Origin of the sequence: Bradyrhizobium sp. 27S5 (assembly GCF_037217225.1) — a bacterium.
GTDB classification, from domain to species: domain Bacteria; phylum Pseudomonadota; class Alphaproteobacteria; order Rhizobiales; family Xanthobacteraceae; genus Bradyrhizobium; species Bradyrhizobium septentrionale.
Map to the genome: position 1 here is coordinate 6,269,038 of NZ_CP147714.1, position 20,306 is coordinate 6,289,343.

Annotated in this window: 17 protein-coding genes and 1 pseudogene; 5 read left to right on the forward strand and 13 right to left on the reverse strand. The window is 64.7% G+C overall.

The window, feature by feature from the left end:
• Positions 1-51: 51 nt before the first annotated feature.
• Together WDM24_RS29725 and WDM24_RS29730 are read right to left on the reverse strand one after the other, a co-directional pair.
• On the reverse strand, positions 52-876 hold the full coding sequence (locus WDM24_RS29725; RefSeq protein WP_029080085.1) for a flagellin: 825 nt from the start codon (positions 874-876) through the stop codon (positions 52-54).
• A 140-nt stretch (positions 877-1,016) separates the two neighbouring features.
• Positions 1,017-1,718, reverse strand: coding sequence for an RNA polymerase sigma factor (locus WDM24_RS29730; RefSeq protein WP_166305333.1), 702 nt, complete (start codon positions 1,716-1,718; stop codon positions 1,017-1,019).
• Between the two features lie 53 nt (positions 1,719-1,771).
• On the opposite strand from WDM24_RS29730, the gene WDM24_RS29735 reads away from it, so the two are divergent.
• The 4 genes from WDM24_RS29735 (at position 1,772) to WDM24_RS29750 (ending at position 6,912) form a co-directional block, all read left to right on the forward strand.
• Entirely contained in the window at positions 1,772-2,206 is a 435-nt protein-coding gene (locus WDM24_RS29735) for a hypothetical protein (protein WP_338828298.1), read from the forward strand.
• 21 nt (positions 2,207-2,227) lie between these two features.
• Positions 2,228-4,732 carry a hypothetical protein gene (locus WDM24_RS29740; protein WP_414645636.1) on the forward strand — a complete coding sequence of 835 codons (2,505 nt, stop codon included), beginning with the start codon at positions 2,228-2,230 and terminating at the stop codon, positions 4,730-4,732.
• Between the two features lie 91 nt (positions 4,733-4,823).
• Positions 4,824-6,149 carry a hypothetical protein gene (locus tag WDM24_RS29745; protein ID WP_338828300.1) on the forward strand — a complete coding sequence of 442 codons (1,326 nt, stop codon included), beginning with the start codon at positions 4,824-4,826 and terminating at the stop codon, positions 6,147-6,149.
• 37 nt (positions 6,150-6,186) lie between these two features.
• Positions 6,187-6,912 carry a formyltransferase family protein gene (locus WDM24_RS29750; protein ID WP_338832468.1) on the forward strand — a complete coding sequence of 242 codons (726 nt, stop codon included), beginning with the start codon at positions 6,187-6,189 and terminating at the stop codon, positions 6,910-6,912.
• 18 nt (positions 6,913-6,930) lie between these two features.
• Here WDM24_RS29750 and WDM24_RS29755 read toward each other — a convergent pair whose 3' ends face one another.
• From WDM24_RS29755 to WDM24_RS29765, 3 genes are all read right to left on the reverse strand, one after another.
• Entirely contained in the window at positions 6,931-7,158 is a 228-nt protein-coding gene (locus tag WDM24_RS29755) for a hypothetical protein (protein ID WP_175619490.1), read from the reverse strand.
• Positions 7,159-7,532: 374 nt separating this feature from the next.
• Positions 7,533-8,987: a short-chain fatty acid transporter gene (locus WDM24_RS29760; protein WP_414645637.1), complete on the reverse strand. Its 1,455-nt coding sequence runs from the start codon at positions 8,985-8,987 to the stop codon at positions 7,533-7,535.
• A 54-nt stretch (positions 8,988-9,041) separates the two neighbouring features.
• Positions 9,042-12,449, reverse strand: coding sequence for a molybdopterin-dependent oxidoreductase (locus tag WDM24_RS29765; protein ID WP_338828302.1), 3,408 nt, complete (start codon positions 12,447-12,449; stop codon positions 9,042-9,044).
• Positions 12,450-12,585: 136 nt separating this feature from the next.
• Between WDM24_RS29765 and WDM24_RS29770 the strand changes: the two genes are divergently transcribed.
• On the forward strand, positions 12,586-13,263 hold the full coding sequence (locus WDM24_RS29770; RefSeq protein ID WP_338828303.1) for a GntR family transcriptional regulator: 678 nt from the start codon (positions 12,586-12,588) through the stop codon (positions 13,261-13,263).
• 39 nt (positions 13,264-13,302) lie between these two features.
• On the opposite strand, the gene WDM24_RS29775 is transcribed toward WDM24_RS29770, so the two are convergent.
• From WDM24_RS29775 to ppa, 8 genes and pseudogenes are all read right to left on the reverse strand, one after another.
• On the reverse strand, positions 13,303-14,463 hold the full coding sequence (locus WDM24_RS29775) for an acyl-CoA dehydrogenase family protein (protein WP_338828304.1): 1,161 nt from the start codon (positions 14,461-14,463) through the stop codon (positions 13,303-13,305).
• Positions 14,464-14,637: 174 nt separating this feature from the next.
• Entirely contained in the window at positions 14,638-15,405 is a 768-nt protein-coding gene (locus WDM24_RS29780) for a crotonase/enoyl-CoA hydratase family protein (protein WP_338691115.1), read from the reverse strand.
• Positions 15,406-15,427: 22 nt separating this feature from the next.
• Positions 15,428-16,210 (reverse strand): SDR family NAD(P)-dependent oxidoreductase, encoded by a 783-nt coding sequence (locus WDM24_RS29785; RefSeq protein ID WP_166305309.1) that lies wholly within the window; start codon positions 16,208-16,210, stop codon positions 15,428-15,430.
• 18 nt (positions 16,211-16,228) lie between these two features.
• The gene (locus WDM24_RS29790) at positions 16,229-17,479 is read right to left on the reverse strand and encodes an acetyl-CoA C-acetyltransferase (protein WP_338828305.1); all 1,251 of its coding nucleotides are present in this window, start codon (positions 17,477-17,479) and stop codon (positions 16,229-16,231) included.
• 264 nt (positions 17,480-17,743) lie between these two features.
• A pseudogene (locus WDM24_RS29795) lies at positions 17,744-18,001 on the reverse strand (helix-turn-helix domain-containing protein); the annotation flags it as partial.
• 3 nt (positions 18,002-18,004) lie between these two features.
• Complete coding sequence (locus tag WDM24_RS29800) at positions 18,005-18,436, reverse strand: hypothetical protein (protein ID WP_338828306.1); 432 nt, start codon at positions 18,434-18,436, stop codon at positions 18,005-18,007.
• 738 nt (positions 18,437-19,174) lie between these two features.
• Positions 19,175-19,753 carry an adenylate kinase gene (locus WDM24_RS29805; protein WP_338828307.1) on the reverse strand — a complete coding sequence of 193 codons (579 nt, stop codon included), beginning with the start codon at positions 19,751-19,753 and terminating at the stop codon, positions 19,175-19,177.
• A gap of 12 nt (positions 19,754-19,765) precedes the next feature.
• The gene (gene ppa, locus WDM24_RS29810) at positions 19,766-20,305 is read right to left on the reverse strand and encodes an inorganic diphosphatase (protein ID WP_166208094.1); all 540 of its coding nucleotides are present in this window, start codon (positions 20,303-20,305) and stop codon (positions 19,766-19,768) included.
• Between the last annotated feature and the right edge of the window lies 1 nt (position 20,306).

A 20,306-nucleotide genomic window follows, 5' to 3' on the forward strand; every position in this document is an offset into this window, starting at 1 on the left:
GCCGCAATGGGAATCGGGCCGGCATCATGCCGGCCCGATCTATCCCTGGATTTAGCCGAGCAGCTTGAGCAGGTACTGCGGCATCTGGTTCGCCGCCGTTTCCGCCGAAACCGCGGCCTGGGTCTTCACTTCGGCCGAGGACAGCGTCGCCTGCTCGGAAGCGATATCGACGTCCTTGATCGCCGAATTGGCCGACTGCAGGTTCTGGGTCTGGGTCGAGATCGAGTCGGCGCTGAAGTTGAAGCGCGATTCCTGGGCACCGATCTCGGCGCGGGCCGACGACACGGTGTCGATGGCGCTGTCGAGTGCCGACATGGCGCTGGTCGCGCTCGACAGGCTGGAGACGTCGAGCGAGGTGACGCCGAGCGAGGACGCCGTCAGGCTGGTCAGCGTGATCGTGATGGTGTCGGCCGAGGTCGAACCGACCAGCACCGAGACGCCCGAGGAGAACACGCTCGAACCGTCGAGCAAGCTCTGGCTGCTGTAGCGGGTGCCGGAGGCGATGGAGTCGATTTCGCCCTTGAGCTGTGTGAATTCCGAGTTGATGTAGGCGCGGCTGGAGTCGGCCACGGTGCCGGAGGCGGACTCGGAGGCCAGCGACTTCATGCGGGCCAGGATGTCCGAGATGTTGGAGGCGCCGCCGTCGGCGGTTTGCAGGATCGAGGTCGCCTGCGCCGCGTTGGTGGCGGCCTGCTGCAGCGTCGTGATGTCGGAGGAGATGCGGGTCGAGATCGCGAGACCGGCCGCGTCGTCGGAGGCCGAGGTGATGCGCGAGCCGCTCGACAGCTTCGACAGCGCGCTGGTTTCCTGCTGCGAGTTGATGTTGAGGTAGCGGACCGCGGAGTTCGCGGCGGTGTTGGTGGAAATTGCCGGCATGAGTAGCTCCTGTGCTGATGGGGCATGGCATGCCGCATCGTGAAAAAGAGAGGTGACGCGGATCCAGCCCCCGTCCGCCCGATCAAACGGGTCGGCCGACGCAGGTCAGGCGCAAAATCTTCAGATGCCGGATTTTATGGTTAGCAGTCGGTAAACGCGCCGCGCAGGTCGCGCTCGTGCCGTTTCAGCATTTCGCGCAGCTGTTGCCGTCCGCGCTTCAACAGCGACTCCACCGCGGCCACGGTCGTATCCATGACCTCGGCGATCTCGCCGTTGCTCATGCTCTCATGATAGGAGAGGATCACCGCGACGCGCTGCTGCTCTGGCAGCCGCTGCATCGCCACCTCCAGAAGATTGCCGATCTCGTTGCGCTCGATGACCGTCGAGGCATCGAGCTGAGTATCGGCGACTTCGGGCACGACGTCGACATTCTCGGTGCGCGGCTTGCGGCGCAGATCGATGCAGCGGTTGCTGACGACGCGATACAGCCAGGTCGAGAACTTGGCACGGCCGTGCTGCCAGCGGCCGCGATGCGTCCACACTTTCAGCATCGTGTCCTGCACCACGTCTTCGGCGTCGGCGGCGTTGCCGACGATGCGCAGCGCGATCGCGTAGGCGCGATCGACATGGCGTTCGACCAGAGCACGAAACGCCGCCTCGTCGCCGGCGGCGAGGCGGTCGAGCAATTCCTTGTCCTCGTCCTGGATCTCGACGGTGTCGAGCGGGCCCGCATCGGCGACCGTGGGAACGTCGCTCCAGGGCGCAGCCGCCTCGACCGGCGCGACCGCGGCCGTCGTGGCCTCGATCTCGGCCGCTGCCGTCATATCAAGCGCGTAACTCATGCCCCGCTCTCCAACCAGCGCCGCTGGCACACATCCCATGCGGCTTCTGAGCGTTGAACGGAGGCGCCGGACAAACCAGGCGAAGATTTTTTGTTATTTTTCAAATGCTTAGCTGGATGTTTTTGCCGACTGCCCGGCAAAAGCTGCCGCTGCGCCAGCGTGCAGGGAAAAGTTCGACGGGATCTGGAGCAGTCGTTCAGCATCGCCTTGCATGCCCGCGGGAAGAGATCGTCGCGCCGGAAAACGCTGTTGTCACACCAACTAACGCCACGCGAACACATGCATGCGCGGAGCATGCGAGTGATCCGTCGCCGTTGGTCGCCATCTTGCATTCGACGATTGCGACTAGGCAATTTTTTCCGAATCACCTTTTCGACGTTATCGGATTTTTTGAATCTGTCAGTCGCGAAGCTCGCGTTTTTGAATCGCGCATCAACTTTTTTGGATCAGCGCGCCTGATTTGTCTCACGCACGCGTTCAACGCATGAGGACTGGCGGGAATTTTGCGCATGACGATCATGACGGTCGACGCGACGCGTCGAGCGCAGAATGTTTCTGCATGTTCATTCGATGTTTTCGATACATTTCTGTTGCGTGCGTGCACGACGCCAGATGGCGTATTTGAAAGGGTTTTTCAGCTTTCGCCCATTGCTGAAAAATTTCCAAATATGTCCGTCAGTTTCGTTCAGCATCGAATCCAGGCCGAAGCGCGCGCGCGCAAGGTTGCGCTGGAGCGCAGCGGCTCCACTGAAGTGCACATCGCCGACATCTATAAGTACTTTCCGTTCAGGCTGTTCGGCCTGAACCGCGATGCGCTGCCCGATCTCGCGCGAACCGAGTTCGGGGTCGAGCTCGAGCTGTGCCGCGTCAATCCGGAAATGCTTGAGCAATATCTGGACATGAAGCGCGGCGGCTTTCGCACTGGCTTCATTTCCGACACCTACTGGAGCACCGACCAGCTCGCGCAGCTGTTGCGCAGCTGCAGCCCCGGACTGACCTGGGATTTCCTCTACGCATCCTGCGATCACGGCTCAGGCAAGAGCGAGGCGCTGTTCGAGGTCTATCTCGCCGAGCAAGGCATCGATGCGGCAAGCTCGTTCCATATCGGCGACAACCACAACGCCGATATCAAGGGTGCCCGCCGTCATGGCATCCGCCCGCGCTATTATCCGCAGGCCAGCGCGGCACTGGCCTCCAAGTTTCAGCGTGAAACATCGATCTACGAATTGCTCTGTCCCGATCAGCCGTCGCGGCTCGATTGTGGCGCCCGCACGCTGCGGCGCGCGGTGACGGCGCAGAGCGCGGAGCATTCTCCCGCCTTCCATCTCGGCGTCACCGTGCTCGGACCGGTGATGGCGGCATTCGATGCATTCATTGAAGCGCGGCGCTCCGCGCTCGCCCGCGAGGGCGCGCGGGTTGCGATCGGATTCCTCGGCCGCGACGGCCTGCTGCCGCATCGTGTCTGGCAGGCGGACCATGGCGAGACCGGCGCCTATGTCGAGATCAATCGCCGCGTTAGCCTGGTCGGATCCGCCGATACGCTCGAACCGCTCTGCGAGCTGTTGAGCCGGGTCGTCAAGATCGATGCGGCGACCTTTGTCGATATCGTCAAGGTACAGCCGCCCGCGGTGATGAATTTCTTCGCGCAATTCCCCGATGGCATCGCGAGCGGCCGCGAACTCGCCGACGCCCTGCCCGATCTGATGGATCCGCGCGAGATCACCGATATCGCCGCCGGGGTCCGCGCCCGGCTGCTCGCCTATCTGCGCGCGCGCATCCAGGATTTTGACAACTGCACCGACCTGATCCTCGTCGATCTCGGCTATTCCGCTAGCGTGCAGAAGTCGCTGCGCCGGATATTCGATCGCGAGGGCATTCGCACCCGCCTGCACGGCGCCTATCTGCTGACGCTTGACGATGCCTTCGACGACATCGCCGATGACGACACCGCAGAGGGGCTGATTTCCGATCGGGTCGTCACGCCGCACGTAAAACGCATGCTGATCCGCAACGTCGCGCTGTTGGAGCAGTTATGCTGTTCTGCGGAAGGATCGGCGCGCGACTATCGTGGCGGCGAGGTGTTGCGCGAGGGCGATCAGCGCCCGGCCGCGCAGCTGGCGCTCGCAACCGAAGTGCAGTCGGGGGTGCTGGCCTATGCCGCGCGCGCCCGCGAGCTGGCATCGCGCTACGCGCTGCAGCCCTACGCGGACCCCACTGTTGCGGCACGCTGGGCCGCCGCTGTACTTGGACGCCTGCTGCTGCTGCCAGACGACGACGAGCTCGTGCTGCTCGGCGGCATCAAGCATGACGTCAATCTCGGCACCCAGGCGCTGGCGCCCCTGCTCGACGCCAGCTTCGTCAACGACTGCATCGTCGCCCGCGGGCTCGTGTCCGCCTGCACCGCCCCGGCGCCTCCGATGTGGCTGGCCGGCAGCTTTGCCGCCCTGTCACCGGCGCATGCCTACCTCTACACGCTGTTCGGCGCCAACCGCCTGTCCGCGAACGTGTTCGGCGAAGCCCAATGCGGGACGCTGCAGGTCGGCCTGTTCCGCCACGATGGCCAGGCGTCGCTCGAGGCCATCAACGTCTATCACACCGGGCTCGGCGATCTTCGCCTGCGGATTCCGCTGTCAGGCCGCATGACGGTGGCGACCATCGCACTTCCGCTGGCAAAGCTCACCAGCAACGGGATACTCCACGGCATCACGGTGCAGTACGGCGAGAGCGCCGCAAAGGCCGCGGACAATTCGAACATGAAGACGATCGCCGAGGGACGGCTCACCGATGCCGGCATCGAGAGGAGCGGCCGTCACTTCCGTGCCGCCGGTGACGACGGCATGCTGCTGATCCCGGTCGACGGCTTCGAAGAGGATGTTGCGATCTACACGGTCGCGCTGACCGCCCTCGACCACGACCGCATCCTTGCGCTCGGGGACCGCGACGGCAACGAGGCCGCCTCGGCCACGCTGACCTGGCGCAGCGCCAATCGCACGCCGGCCGCGAACGGCAAGTGATTTGTCCGCCTGATCTGACCGCCCCGCTCGTAGAAGGTTAACGAGGGGTAGCGCGGGCATGACATCGGCTGACACGGCGCAAGCGGACGGCTTGCAGACGAATTTAGACCAATTGCTGTCGGCAAACGGCATCCGGATCAACGCGGCGCAGCGCCGGCGGCTCGCATGGCTGTCCGCGCGGCTCGGACGCGCGGCCGTCCATCAGCCCGGTTCAGTTCCGGCGCGGGATCATGGCGTCGTCATCCTCGCTGGGCCGCCGAGCGGTCCCGCCGCCGAGATGCTTTACCGGTCGCTTCGCGCCGACTGTGCGGTCGTTATCCCCTTCGGCGAGAATCCGGCATTCGACTTCCTCAAATCCAAGCTCACCGACTACGGCACGATCGGGCCGAGCTCCGACGGTCCGCACGAGATGTGGTGGGGCGGCCTCAATTGGCGCCCGATCGCGCCCGAGGAAGGTTGCCGACCCGACGCATCGCTGCGCGTAGTCTCCTGCTATCCCTGCGCCCTCGGCGACGATCATGCCGGCGCGCTCCGGCAGAAGCTCGCCGAATTTCAGATCGCCTGCGACATCGTACCGATCGACACCGCGGACGGCGAGCAGATGCGCGCATCCGAGAAATCTGCCTTCATGCTACGGATGTGGGAGGAGCATCGCGAGCCACTGCTCTTCATCGAAGCCGATGCAACGCTCAGCGAGCCCCCGCTGCTGCCGTCATATCTCGATTGCGACGTCGCGCTCCATAAATGGAACCGATGGGAGATGTCGGCGCGCACGCTCTATTTCGGCCGGTCGCCTGCCGCCGAAGCGCTGCTGCGCAACTGGCATCACATCGCGACCGCCTATCCCGCGGTCTGGGAGGGCTATCTGCTCGACCAGGCCTGGAGCCTGACGTCGTCGCAGATCGCGCTCGACGCCGCCTGGCTGCCGCGCTCGTACCATGCGCCCGCTGAGGACGTCGGCACGCCCCGCCACACCACCGTCGTTCACAATCTGCCGACCGACAACAGCGATCTTGGACCAGACGCCGAATTCGGCGTCGCAATGCGCCCCGCGCGGCGCGCCTGTCGCAGCGGCGGCCGCGACGCGATGATCGTAATCAACTCGCAGGCAGCTTCGAATGCCGCGATCACCGTGATCATGCGCGATATCGCGACCAGCGACGCGCGCGAGATGGCCGCCAGCATCGAGGCGGTGACCGGCGCGTTCGCCGCCGACTGCGGCGGGTTCGGCCGGCTCGAGCTCGCGCTCTGCCCGTGGCAGGACGATATCCGCGCGGCGAAATCGGCAGCGAAGAGCGCGAACAACCGGATCATCGAGATTGCGCCCTGGCAGACACTGCCGGCCGATCTGTTCCGCACCGTGGGTCAATCCCGCGATGCCGGCAGTGTCGTCGTTATGGCCGGTCAACGCAGCTGATATCGGCTGAAGGGCTGAACAAGGGAAGGACATCCGCATCATGAAGACCATCATCCTTCTCACCGGCGTCGCCAGCCAGCAATTCGCGCTCACCGAGCTGTTGAAGGCGCACAATCCCGCGCTGTCGTTCCGCTGCGCGGTGACGGCCGACGACCTCGCCGCGATCGAGCCGGAGGTCCTGCGCGACGCCCGGCTGTTGGCGTTCACCACCAGCGTGATCGTGCCTGAAAGCATGCTGGCCGCGCTCGGCCATGGCGCCTACAATTTCCACCCCGGCCCGCCGCAATATCCGGGCTGGGCGCCGGCGCATTTCGCGCTCTATGACGGCGCCCGCACCTTCGGCGCGACGGCCCATGTGATGGCCGCGCGCGTCGATTCCGGACCGATCGTCGGCGTCGAGTCCTTCATCATTCCCGACAAGATCAGCGTGCGCGGCCTCGAGCAGATTGCCTATGTGCGGCTTGCCCATCTGTTCTGGCGGATGTCGCGCGACCTCGCCTGCGATGGCGCGCCGCTGAAGGAGTTGGACATCGCCTGGTGCGGCATCAAGAGCACCCGGCGGATGTACCGGGAGATGTGCGAGCTTCCCGCCGGCATCAGCGCCGGCGAGCTGGCCCGCCGGATTCGCGCCTTCCACGACGACTTCCGCGGCATCCCGCTGACCGTCTCTCTGCACGGCATCCGCTTCCAGCTCGCGACATCAGCCACACAGGCGCCCGAGGCACCGCAGGTGGTCTCGCCGCCGCTCGCCGCGGCATCCTGAGGATTGGCCTCAACGACATTACCTGCGGCTCCGGGACTCACGTTGCTGCTGCAACAGCGCCCTCACCGCGCGCTCCGCGGCCCGTGCGGAGCCGAAATAGCCGCCATCGAGGCCGTCAAAGGCGCGGTCGGAGGAGAAGAAGCAGAAGCCGCTTTTGTCGCTGACAACGATACCTGCTGTGCGATCCGATATTTCGATGACGTAAGCTAGGGATTTTTGGGCTTGGGATATCTGGGCTTGGGACATGCGTGCTCAATCGCCGGGTGACGGCGCTCCTGTCTGATTGTCGCTGACTCTGGATTTGTCGAAGCGATCAACAACAGACGCCGGTCGCCGCCGAGATGCAGCGATGCTGCATGCGGCTTCGCATGTCGTACATCAGGCTGCGGTCGTCATGTCTCATTGCAGTGACCTTGAACATCGTAGGATAGCGCGCATCAATATCCAGCCGAAGCGCGCTGCGGTCAATGAAATGGCTGTCCAAAGTTGACCGCGCGGCGCGATGCATCCATTCGCGGCGGGCGGAAAAACAGCACAGATTTGGTGATGACGGTTGCGGACCGCTGAACTGGCAAAGCGACGGCCGGGCACCGAGCCCTACGGTGCCCGGCCGTGATTCCTCAAGGCAGGATCGGCGGGCGATAGCTGAAGGTCGCCATCAGGATCGCCGCCAGCAGCATCACGATCGGGAAATGGATGAAGAACTGCACCGAGGTGTAGCCGATCAAATCCTTCGACTTCAGGCCGAGAATGCCGAGCAGCGGCAGCATCCAGAACGGGTTGATGAAGTTCGGCAGGGTCTCGGCGATGTTGTAGACCATCACCGTCCAGCCCAGATGCGCGCCGATATCGTTGGCCGCCTTCATGATGTAGGGCGCCTCGATGATCCACTTTCCGCCCGCCGACGGCACGAAGAAGCCGAGCAGCGCCGAATAGATTCCGACCAGGAACGAGAACACGGTGGAGTTGCTGGAGGCGCCGACGAACCGGTGCGCGATCGTGTCCGACAGCGTGGTGCCGCCGCTGTTCGGCACTTTGGTCAGGATCTGCGCGATGCCGGCATAGAACGGAAACTGCAGCAGCACGCCGGAGACGCTCGGCATCGCCTTGGAGAAGGACTCGATCAGGCTGCGCGGGCGCCAGTGCAACACGATGCCGAGAATGAGGAAGACGAAATTATAGGTGTTGAGGCCGGACAGGGTGATCAGCGGATTGCCCGACTGAAAGGTCTGCCATAGCCAGCCGGCGGCAAGCAGCGCGATCAGGATCGTCAGCAGCGGACTGAACTCGAGCCAGTCGCCAGGACGGGCCGGCTTCCTGGCCTCGATCCGATCATTACCGAGCGCAACGCCGAGGTCCTCCGCCGTCTTGGCCTGCTCGGGCGCCGGCGTCGTGAAATAGCAGATTGCGGCGGACACGACGGTCACCATCACGACAGTGACCATGTTCTGCCAGGTCAGGATGGTTTCCGAGAAGCCGATCACGCCGGTGATCGGCAGAAGGGACGCCGGAATGCTGCCGGCATTGGCCTGGAGCTGTGCGGCGGAAGACGTGATGCCGAGCGTGAAGCCGCAGCCGAGCCCGAGATAGCCGGCCGCGCCGGCCGCCCGATAGTCGAGCCGGATGTCGGTGCGCCGCGCGATCTCCCGCACCAAGAGGCCGGAGAAGATCAGGCTGAGGCCCCAGTTCAAGAGCGAGAGGAAGATGCTGAGCACGCCGACAAAGACCACTGCGCCGCGCCCGGTCTTCGGCACGCTCGCCAGCCGCGCAAGCACGGCCGCCACCGGCGGCGACATCGCCACGACATAGCCGCCGATCGCGACCAGCGCCATCTGCATCGTGAAGGGAATCAGATTCCAGAACCCGTCGCCGAACGCGCGACTGACCGCGAGCGGCGAGCCGCCATGCAGGATCGCACCGACGGCAACCGCAATCACCGCGATCAGGACGAAGACATAAGCATCCGGAAACCAGCGTTCCGCGAACACTACCAGAGCCTGCGAAAATCGCGCGATGATGTTGTCCACGTCAGGTTTTCGCAGGCTCACGGTTTGGTCGTGCGTTGCATTCGTCATTAATCTCGTCCCCCTACCGGTGATGCGGTGACAGCCTTCAGTGTGATTTGGTCATCAAAGCGCGAGCGTGAGGTCGGTCAGAGGGACCGCCTGGCAGGCAAGGCATTGTCCCTCGCTTGCATCGACAGGCCCGAGATGGGTGAACTCGCCATCGACGACCTCGACCGCACAGCTTTCGCATTGCCCGACGCGACAGCCGCTCGGCAACGCGACGCCCGCCGCCCTGGCAGCGTCGAGCAGCGTCCCTTGCTCCGGTGCCCACGAAAAGCTCTGCTCGCTGCCGGCAAGCCGGACGGTGCGCGGCGAAAGATTGCTCGGCACCGCGGGCGGGGACACGAAGCTCTCGGCGAAGATGTCGAAGCGCGGCACGCCGAGCGCCGTCACGGCCTCGATCTGCGCCGCGACGAAATCGGGCGAGCCGCAGATGTAGACCAGCGGCCGGCGCGCCGACAGCCGCTTGACCTGTTCGAGATCAAGCCGTCCCTTGCGCAGCGAATGCGAACCGACCGGGTCCTGCGCGAGCGGTGCCGAATAGAACGTCAGGCGTTTGAGCGCCGGCGTGCTGGCCTCGAGCTCGTCGAGCCGCCGCGCGAACGGATGCTCGCGGCCGCTGCGGCAGCCGTGCAGCAGCAGGATCTCGCCGACACGAGCATCCGGCGCAACGTGTTGCAACGTCTCGAGATGGCTGATGAACGGCGTGATGCCGATGCCGGCGGCGAGGAAGATCAGCGACCGCGGCCCCTTCAATGGCGGCGTGAAGATGCCGCCCGGCGGCTCCAGCAGAACCTCATCTCCGACCGCGAGACGGTGCAGACGATCCGGCATGAAGAACGCCGCATCGCCGCGCCGCGGTTCATCAAGAAAGCGTCCCTTCACCGCAATCGACAGCGCTTGCGGCAGTTCGCCCGATCCGGTCAGCGAATAGGCTCGCGCCTCCGCCGCGCCAGGCAGCGAGATCATCACGTGCTGGCCCGGCAGGAAGTCGGGCAGCGGGCCACCGTCAAGCGGCCGCAGGCTAAGCACGACCACGTTATCGGCCTCGGCCCGGCGTTCGCCGACCGTGAAGCGGCGCCAGCCGCTCCACACGCCGCGGCTTGCATCGGCGTCGCGCCTGATATCGCAGACGATCGCGCGCAGCGGGACGGAGCCGCTAACGGGATCGCGCGCATCGTCATGCAGCACCGCGTTGATGTTGCGCGTTCGGATGCCTGCCGTCGTGGAGCGATCGCGGCCGAGCGGCGGACAATCCTCCCACCAGCCGAATTCGGCAACGACGACGCGATCGTCGAGCGCCGCATTGAGACGCACCTTCAGGCGTACGGCACCGCCCTGGGTCTCCACCACGGCCCAGTCGCCTTCCACCAGCCCGCGCCGCTCGGCGAGTTGCGGGCTGATCTCGACGGCCGGATCCGGTGACTTACGCCGCAGCGAAGCCACATGCCGATAGGAGGAGTGGACGAACCAGCCGCTCTTGGCGGTCGAGAGCACCAGCGGAAAGCGCTCATCCGCGGCACTGGTGAGCGGGCTTCCGACCGGCTCGACATGATCGGGCAAGGGATCGTACCCGTGCCCCAGCATCAGCTCCGAGTAAATCTCGACGCGGCGCGTCGGCGTCGCAAACCCCGCCACGGTTCCGTCGTCGCGCGTGACGGCGTATTTTTTATCGCGAAAGACCTGCGGGAAGCGGCGTCCCTCGGGATGCGCGCGCAGCTCATCGACGCCGACGCCGAGCGGCGCCAATTGGTAGTTCCAGCCGGCCTTGATGTCGCCACCGAAGAACAGCTCTCCCATGCCGAGCTTCAGCGCGAGCGCTGCGGCGATCTCGTAATCGGCCTTCACGGCGCCGACCGGCTCGACCATGCGCGGGCGAAACTGCACGGTCTCGACGGCTTCCTGCGTGATCTCGAACCCGATCTTGAGCGCGTCGCGTTCCCACGGCGTGCTGGCGGGCAGCACGAAATCGGCGCTTTCCGCGGTCGGGTTCATGAACATGTCGATATGAACCTGGAATTCCAGCGCATTCAGCGCCGCGCGGTTGCGCTCGGAATGGCCCTGCGAGACGACGAAGTTGGTCCCGAACGCGACCAGCGCGCGCACCCGGTAAGGCTCGCCGTCGAGCACAGCCCGACTGAAGTCGCGCGCCGTGATCCAGCCCTTCGTCGGCGGGCCGAGCGGCAGCTCAGTAATGCCGAGCGCCTTGGCCTGCTGCGCCGGCGGCAGGATGTTGTAGTCGTTGAGGGCGCGCGTCGGCGGCGGCACCGGCCAGCGATTGCCGCCGGGCCGATCGCACGCACCGGTCAGCGCGTACAGCGTCGCGATCGCGCGCTCGATCGCGGTCGCATTGGTGTGCTGGCCGACGCCGGTCCAGGAATGATAGGCGAGCTGCGGCCGGCCCTCGAGCAACGCGTTGAACGCGTCGACATCCTCGGTACGTAGCCAGGTCAATTCCGCCACGCGCGCCGGCGTGTAGGGCGCAGCGCGCTCGACGAGCAGTTCGAACGCGGTTGCCGCCGATATCATCCGGCCGTCGCACGCACGGATCGACAGCGTGCCACGCAGCCGGCCGCCGCTCTCCGGCGCGTAGCTTGTGTCGCAGGGCACCGGCGCGCCCGATGCGTCGAGACGAACGAAAGCGTCCGCCGCGCCATCCGCCCACAGCGCGTCGGCGCGCAGGAAGCGCCCGGTCGCGCGATCGACCAGCAGCGATCCATTGGTCCATGCGTTGACGAAGTCCGCATCGAAGTTCGCGGTCGCGATGAGATGACGGATCGCTCCCATCGCGAGCGCGCCGTCGGCGCCCGGGCGAATGCGCAGCCAGAGATCGGCCTGCTGACCCGAGCCATTCGGCTTGGGATCGACCACCACGACCTTGGCACCGCGGCGCCGCGCATCGGCAATCCGCGTCGCCTGGGCGAGCCAGGTGCGGGCGGGATTGTGGCCCCACAGGATGATCGCATCGGCATTGTCGTAATCGGGAAAGCCGATGCCGCGGCCGAAGGTCAGCGCATGCGCGTAGTCCTTGTGCCAACCGCAGATCTCGACCGCATAGATCAGGTTCGGGCTGCCGAAGCCGCGGATGAAGCGCTCGACCCACTCGAAGCTATCGACCATCGGCGTGCCGCTCGGCGTGGTGACGCCGAATGCGACGGCTTCGGCACCGCTCTCGGCGCGGATCGTGCCGAGCCGGTCGGCGATCTCGCTCAGCGCTTCGTCCCAGGACACCTCGACCCAGCCCGGATCGGCGGCACCGCGCGGACGGGTCCGCTTCAGCGGGACGGTCAGGCGGCGCGGGCTGGCGACGATTTCGGGGGCGGCCCGGCCCTTGGCACACAACGCACCGCCGGTCGGATGGTTATTCAATACCTCTACACCGACGAGACGTCCGTCCTCGACCACGGTGACGGCACCGCAGCGCGAGCGGCAAAGCGTGCAATAGCCGGGTAGCCGCTGTTTCACCGCCATCTCACGATCAGTCGCCCCTAGTGACGCATCTTAGTAACGCGTTACATATTTACGTCATACGCTACCGCCCCGGTCAAGGCTAAGTAATAATCAGTGACGAATCGGAGCTCGGAGCGAGAGGCGACCACGACCGCCCATGGACCAGAATTTGCGCGAACAGGTGCTGCAGCGGGTGCGCGCCGAGATCATTTCCGGGCAGAGCCTCCCGGGCACGATGTATTCGGTGCCGAGTTTGGCGGCGAGCCTCGGCGTCTCCTCGACGCCGGTGCGCGAGGCGCTGCTCGAGCTTAGCCGCGGCGGCCTGGTCGAGCCGATGCGCAACCGCGGCTTCAAGGTCGTGGAGCCGACGCTGACCGAGCTGCGCAATTTGTTCGACATGCGCGAGGTGCTGGAGCTGCACGCCGCGGTGCTGGTCGCCGCCAATCCCCCGCGGGATCTTCCGGCCGTGCGCGGCTGGGCCGACCAGATCGCCAAGGCGGTCGAGACCGACGACGTCCAGCTCTATCTGGAAGCCGACCGCAACTATCATCGTGAGTTCATCGCAGCAGCCGGCAACGAGCTCTTGACCGACACGGTGATGGGCCTGCGCGACAAGATGCGGCTCTACGGCATCAGCTCCCGCGCCGGCCACGAGCGGCAGCTGGCTTCGGTGCCGGAGCATTACCGGCTGATCGAACTCGCGCTCGCCGGCGAGACCGAGGCGCTGCCGACCCTGCTGCGCAGCCACATCCGCTCCTGGGAGCCGATCTTCGTCGATGCGCTGCTGCGCTCGAAGGAGCACGTGCGCGAGCCGCTGCGCCAGGCGCGCGGCTGACGCGGAGCGAGGCAGATAGCCGATCGCGGCGGCGATCGGCTAATCCAGAATGCTCTTGTAGTGCTCCGAGAAGACATCGCGGCCGATGATGAGCCGCATCACTTCGGAGCTTCCCGCCAGGATCCGATTGACACGCGCGTCGGTGAACATGCGGCTGATCGGATATTCATCCATGTAACCTGCGCCGCCATGCAGCTGTACGCCGAGGTCGAGCATCTTCCACTCGACTTCCGACGACATCATCTTGGCCTTGGCGCCCATATTGCTGGTCAGGCGTCCCGCGTTGTGCTCGGCCACGCAGTGATCGACATAGACCTGCACCAGATCGATTTCGGCATCCATCTCCGCCATGCGGAACTGGGTATTTTGCTGTTCCGCAAGAGGCCTGCCGAACAGCTTGCGTTCCATCACGTAAGCGCGCGTGATGTCGAACGCCTTGCGGCCATTGGCGATCGATCCGACTGCGGAGATCAGCCGTTCCTCGGCAAGGCCTTCCATGAGATAGTAGAAGCCCCTGCCGGGCTCGCCCAGCACGTTGGCCTTGGGCACCTTCACATTATGGAAGAAAAGTTCGGCGGTGTCCTGCGCCGGCATGCCCATCTTCTTGAGATTGCGGCCGCGCTCGAAGCCTTCCATGCCCCGCTCGACAATCAGCAGCACCATGGCATGCTTCTTCTCTGCGCCTGCGAGCCTGGCGGCCACGATCACCACGTCGGAATTGATGCCGTTGGAAATATAGGTCTTCGAGCCATTGAGCAGGAAATGATCGCCCTTGTCCTCCGCCGTCGTCCGCATGCCCGCGAGGTCTGAGCCCGCGCCGGGCTCGGTCATCGCGATAGCCAGGATCGTCTCGCCGCTGACGCATTTGGGCAGGAATCGGTCACGCTGCTCCTCGGTGCCGAAGCGCTTGAAGTAAGGACCGACCAGGCGGCTGTGCAGCGTGTTGTACCAGCCCTTGCAGCCGGAGCGCGCGGTCTCCTCGATGATGATCTGCTCATAGCGGAAATCGGCGTCGCCCATGCCGCCGTATTTTTCCTCAGGCCAGATCATCAGGAAGCCGAGGTCGCCGGCCTTCTTGAACGCGTTGCGGTCGACGATGCCGGCCTCCCGCCACTCCTCCATATGAGGCGCGATCTCGCTGGCGAGGAACTTGCGGTAGGAGTCGCGGAAAATGACCTGATCTTCGGTAAAGCTGCGCATCATTCCCCCAATAGAGCGTTTTCGAGCGAAGTGGGCACCGATTCGCGTGAAGAAAACGCGTCAAAATAAGAAGCTAGCGTTTCAAGCGACGTGAATACCGGCCGGCGCAAAAATTCTGAGCGCCGGTTCTCAGTCAATCAAAACCGGCGCTCCATTGTCGAAACAGTCGACGCCTTACTTGCCCTTCCAGTTCGGCGCGCGCTTTTCCGCAAAGGCCGCCGCGCCCTCACGGGCATCCTCGGAGACGAAGACAGGACCGACGATCTCCTGTTGCTTCTTCCACATCTGGTCTTCCGGCCAGAGCCGGGATTCGACGATCACCTGCTTGGATGCCTTCACCGCGAGCGGGCCGTTGGCGCCGATCGCTGCCGCAAGCTCAAGCGCGGCGTCGAGCGCGGGGCCATCGGTCACGCGGTTGATGATGCCTAGTTCGTAGGCGCGCTCGGCGCCGAAGAACTCGCCGGTCAGTGCGAACTCCATCGCCACGCGAATGGGCATCTGGCGCGGCATGCGGATCAGCCCGCCCGCCGCGGCGGCCAGCCCACGCTTCACCTCGGGGATTCCGAACTTGGCGTTGCGGTTGGCGACGATCATGTCGCACGACAGCGCGATCTCCATCCCGCCGGCGAGTGCGTAGCCGTCGACGGCCGCAATCAGCGGCTTCTTCGGCGGCGCCTCGGTGAGGCCGGCGAAGCCGCGGCCGGGGATCGACGGCCGCTCGCCTTTCAGGAACCCCTTGAGGTCCATGCCCGAGCAGAACGTGCCGCCGGCGCCGGTGATGATGCCGACGCCAAGGGCATCGTCGGCGTCGAGCCGGTCGATCGCCGCGGCCACGCCCTTGGAGAGGGCGAGGTTGGCCGCGTTCTTGGCTTCCGGCCGGTTCAGGGTGATGATCAGTATCGGTCCGCGGACTTCAGTGAGGACCGGCGTTTCTTCGGACATCGCTTTCGTCTCCTGTAGTCACCTAGCGCGGGGCCATACGGATGGCGCCATCGAGGCGGACGTCTTCACCGTTGAAGTAGCCGTTGGTGATCATGGTCAGCGCCAGCTGCGCATACTCCTCCGGCATGCCGAGACGCTTCGGGAACGGCACCGACGCGCTGAGCGCGGCCTTGACGTTCTCCGGGGCGCCCTGCAGCAGCGGCGTGTTGAAGATGCCCGGCAGGATCGTGTTGACGCGGATTCCCTCGGCCATCAGGTCACGCGCGATCGGCAGCGTCATGCCGACGACGCCGGCCTTCGAGGCCGAATAGGCGGCCTGCCCCATCTGGCCGTCCTCGGCCGCGACGGACGCCGTATTGACGACCGCGCCGCGCTCGCCGTGCTCCAGCGGCGTCAGCGACAGCATACCCTGCGCCGACTTGGCGATGCAGCGGAAGGTGCCGACGAGGTTGATCTGGATGATGCGGTTGAAGGCGTCGATCGGGAAGTGAGTGGGTTCGCCGGTCTTCTTGTCCCGGCCGGCGGTCTTCACCGCGTTGCCGGTGCCGGCGCAGTTCACCAGGATGCGCTCCTGGCCGTGTGCGGCGCGGGCCTTGGCGAAGCCCGCATCGACCTGCTCGTCGGAGGTGACATCGACCTTACAGAACACACCGCCGATTTCCCTGGCGATGGCTTCACCCTTCTCCTCGTTGAAGTCGAAGATCGCGACCTTCACGCCTTGCGCGGCGAGCGCCCGCGAGGTGGCTGCGCCGAGGCCGGAAGCGCCGCCGGTGACAACGGCGGCGACCGATGAATCGAGTTTCATGGCAGGTTCCTTTCGCGATCAGATGCGTTCGATGATGATGGCCGGTGCCATGCCGCCGGCGGCACACATGGTGACGAGACCGTAACGTCCGCCGCTGCGCTCGAGTTCGTCGAGCGCCGTGCCGATCAGGATCGATCCGGTCGCGCCGATCGGATGGCCAAGCGCAATCGAGCCGCCATTGATGTTGACCTTCTCGCGATCCAGCTTGAGGTCGCGAATGAATTTCTCGGCGACGACCGCGAAGGCCTCGTTGATCTCCCAGACGTCGATGTCGTCCTTGCTCAGGCCGGCCTTGGCGAGAACCTTCTTGGCCGCCGGAACCGGCGCGTTGAGCATCAGCGTCGGGTCGTCACCCTGATTGGCGTAGGCCACGATGCGGCCGCGCGGCTTGAGGCCGTGCTTCTCGGCATATTCCTTCGAGGTGATCAGCACCGCGGCGGCGCCGTCCACCACGCCGGAGCTGTTGCCGGCATGATGCACGCCCTTCCAGTCGAGGTCCGGATAGCGGCGCTGGATCTGCTTCTTGAATGTCACGCCGTTGCCGAGATCGAAATCGGCAAGCTGCTCGAAGCTCGGCTTCAGCGACGCCAGTCCTTCGGCAGTGGTCTCGGGGCGCGGGAATTCTTCGCGATTGAGCGCGACGCTGCCGTTGTCGTTGAGGACGGGGATCATCGACTTGGCGAAGCGGCCTTCATCGATCGCCCGCTTGGCACGCTGCTGGCTGACCAGTGCCAGGGCATCGCATGCCTCGCGGCTGATTCCCTCGCGCGTGGCGATGGCGTCGCCGCACACGCCCTGGTGAGACTGCGGGTGAATGTCGTCAAGCGCCGGATTGCCCGAGCCCATCATCCGCGCCGGCTGTCCGGCCTTGGAGCGCTCGGCCGCGAGGGTCTGCTGATAGCTCATCATCTCGGTGCCACCGGCGATGACGCAATCCTCCATTCCCGACATCACCGAAGCTGCCGCGAGGTTCACCGACGTGATGCCGCCGCCGCAGAAGCGATCCAGCGTCGTGCCGCTAGCGTTGATGTCGTAGCCGGCCGCGAGCGCCGACATGCGTCCGAGATCGCCGCCCTGCTTGCCTTCCTGGGTCGACGTCGACCAGATGATGTCGTCGACGGTCGACGTATCGAGCTTGTTGCGCTCCTTGAGCGCGCCGAGCACTGTTGCTGCCAGTTGCTGCGGGTGCAGGTGCGACAGCGCTCCCTTGCCCGGCTTGCCGATGCCCCGCGGCGTGCGGACCGCGTCGATGATGTATGCTTCAGACATGCGTTTCCCCTTCGTTTCAGATGTTTCGTGACTGTGAGCTCGCGGCGATGGTCCCGATCATTCTGCCTCGGAACAAGCCGAGCGTCAGCGGTAAGGTGGCGTCACCGCAAGCGGCTCGGCAACCGCGTTGCGCTCGTCCTCGAAGTACCCGAAGCGCGAGCCGATCCCTCGCCGCACGGATGCTTGTGCCTCATGGAGTTCCCGCTCTTCGGCAAAGGCCGGCTCGTTGCAACTCGCTGCGAGCAACGGGGCGCCGGCCGTGTTGGCGTCGGGAGCCAGGGCATATTTCTGCTCGTGCGGCAGGTAGATCAGTTGGCCGATCTGGGTGAGGGTCAATGTGAGACGAGAGACCGTCGATCGCGGAAGCCCACAGCGATCGGCGATCTCGCGATTGCCGAGGCGCATGCTTCGACCCTCGAAGCAGCGCACGATGTCGAATGCGCGCGATACCACCTGTATCACGCGTCTGTTGTCCGTGCCGGCCGTCTCTTGCGCCATCAGTACTTCAGATCGACGTCCCATCGTTTACGCCTCAATCCTCGTTTTCATACGGGTGAACAAAGCCCACGCTGGTTCGAGCAGAAGGCCCGATCCGAGATGTCCCTGCCGGGCGCGCAACGTGGCGCGGCCCGCGCGCGAGCGGACAAGCGTGCAGGATCTGACGGCAAGGATCGGCGGACGCCGCGTCGGTGTCCCAGCGGTGCTGGTCGGCTTGTTCCGGGATCGACGGTTTGACGTGGTGGCCGGCTGCTTCGGCATTCGGCGGAATGCCGGTCGTGTTGATTGTACCGACGCCGTGCCGCGCAGGTTCGGCAAGGAATGCGGCCTGCCAGACAACACCGTCCCGGACTGTTCGAGGCCGGTCTGCACGGAACCCGTGAGCGCGTGGTTTTCCAGCCGGGTGAAGCCGCCACCGAGCGGGGCAAGCAGCTTCGGATATCTTTGGCCGGCCAGCATCAGGCGGATTCTTTCCCTAGGGTTTCTGCCTTAATTAATTGATTAATTAGTTTATTGGCGGAGTGATTAAGATGGGCCGGCCTCCCTGTCAACTATCCTTCGGCGCGCGCCTGCCCCTCGCCCAACGCCTTACACATCGCTCCAGCCGCTCGCGGCCGCCTTTGTCAGAGCCGTGACCGGAGCGCCCGGCGCGACTTTATTCAGACTGAGGCCGACGCTGAACGTTGATGAAGCAAAACGTCGGCGAGAGTCCGCCCGCAACCGCGGGCATGCTCCGACGCATGATGCAAAAACGATCGCGGAATGAGGCGGCGCTGCAGAGCTGGCTCGGGAAAGGTGCGTACCGGCGTGCGACCCAGAGCATCATTCCCGATCGGAAGCGGGGTTCAGGTCCGACCCGTTGCTCAAATTTGGTCTAGCCTCCCGCCAAACAACGGAGGTCGTAGGAAACCTTAGGAAACGTCGACATCTGCGCGTGCCAACGTCCCGCTCGCGCCCTGATCGCAGGAATGTCGGAGGCTCAAGTCGATGGAAGGCTTAGCAACCTGGGCCAATAACTCGCTGCGGATCGACGGTCCCTCGGAGAATGACTTTCGTCGTTTCCGCAACCGGCGGAGTGACTTATCTGCCAAAAGCAACCCGCAATCTGCAAAAGCAACCCGATCCAGGGTCTCGGACGAGCGAAAGGCTGACCGGCGATATCTCCTCCAATTGGTCGCTTGATGTTGCTCGCCCCTTTCACTCGATCGCTTCGATCAGAGCCGCTGTTACGCAGTCGATCGGCTTTGATGCGTCAACGCTCCTGAGTAGTCCCTTGGCGGAATAGTAGTGAGTAAGTGGGCTCGTTTGGTTTGTATAAGCCGCTAGACGTACGCTGAGCGCTTCCTCGTTGTCGTCCGCCCGCACTGCTTCACCGCTGGCGCGAGCCTGGATGGCACGTCCTAAGATCCGGTCGAGCAACTTCGCTTCATTGACTCTGAGTTCGAGGACGCAATTGAGCTCGTGTCCGTCGGCGACCAGAAGCCCGTCAAGAATTTCGGCCTGCGACACGGTGCGCGGAAACCCGTCGAGGATGAAGCCTCTCGCCGCATCGGGCTGCGCGACCCGCTCGATGATCACCCTCGCCACCAGGTCGTCGGGAACGAGTTCGCCCCGCTTCATGATATCCGCCGCTTTCATCCCGACCGTCGTTCCCGCCGACGCGGCCGACCGAAGCATGTCGCCGGTCGACAGCTGCGGAATCGCGAGAATCTGGGACAATCTGAATGCCTGCGTACCCTTCCCGGCGCCCGGCGGTCCCAAAAGCACAAGTCTCATATCGCTTCTCCGTCAACCAGGCTTGCGCACGGCGGCGCGGCCTATCGCGGTTTCAATCAGCGTGCGCGCCTCGTCGGCATGTCCCCATCCTGCGAGTCGCACCCACTTGCCGGGTTCGAGATCCTTGTAATGAAGGAAAAAGTGCTCGATCTGCTTCCAGGTGATCTCGGGCAGGTCTGTGTAGGTCTGCACATGTTGATAGCGCTGGGTCAGCCGTGACGACGGCACCGCGATGATCTTCTCATCGCCGCCACCGTCATCCTCCATCTTCAGAACGCCGATCGGCCGCACGTTGATGACGGCGCCCGCAATGATCGGGCGTGTATTGGCGACCAGCACATCGATCGGATCACCGTCGTCGGACAGCGTCCGCGGCACGAAGCCGTAATTTCCGGGATAGCGCATCGGCGTGTACAGGAAGCGATCGACAAAGAGCGTGCCGGACGCCTTGTCCATCTCGTATTTGATCGGTTCGCCGCCGAGCGGCACCTCGACGACGACATTGACGTCGTCGGGTGGCGTGTGGCCGATTGCAATCGCATCGATGTTCATG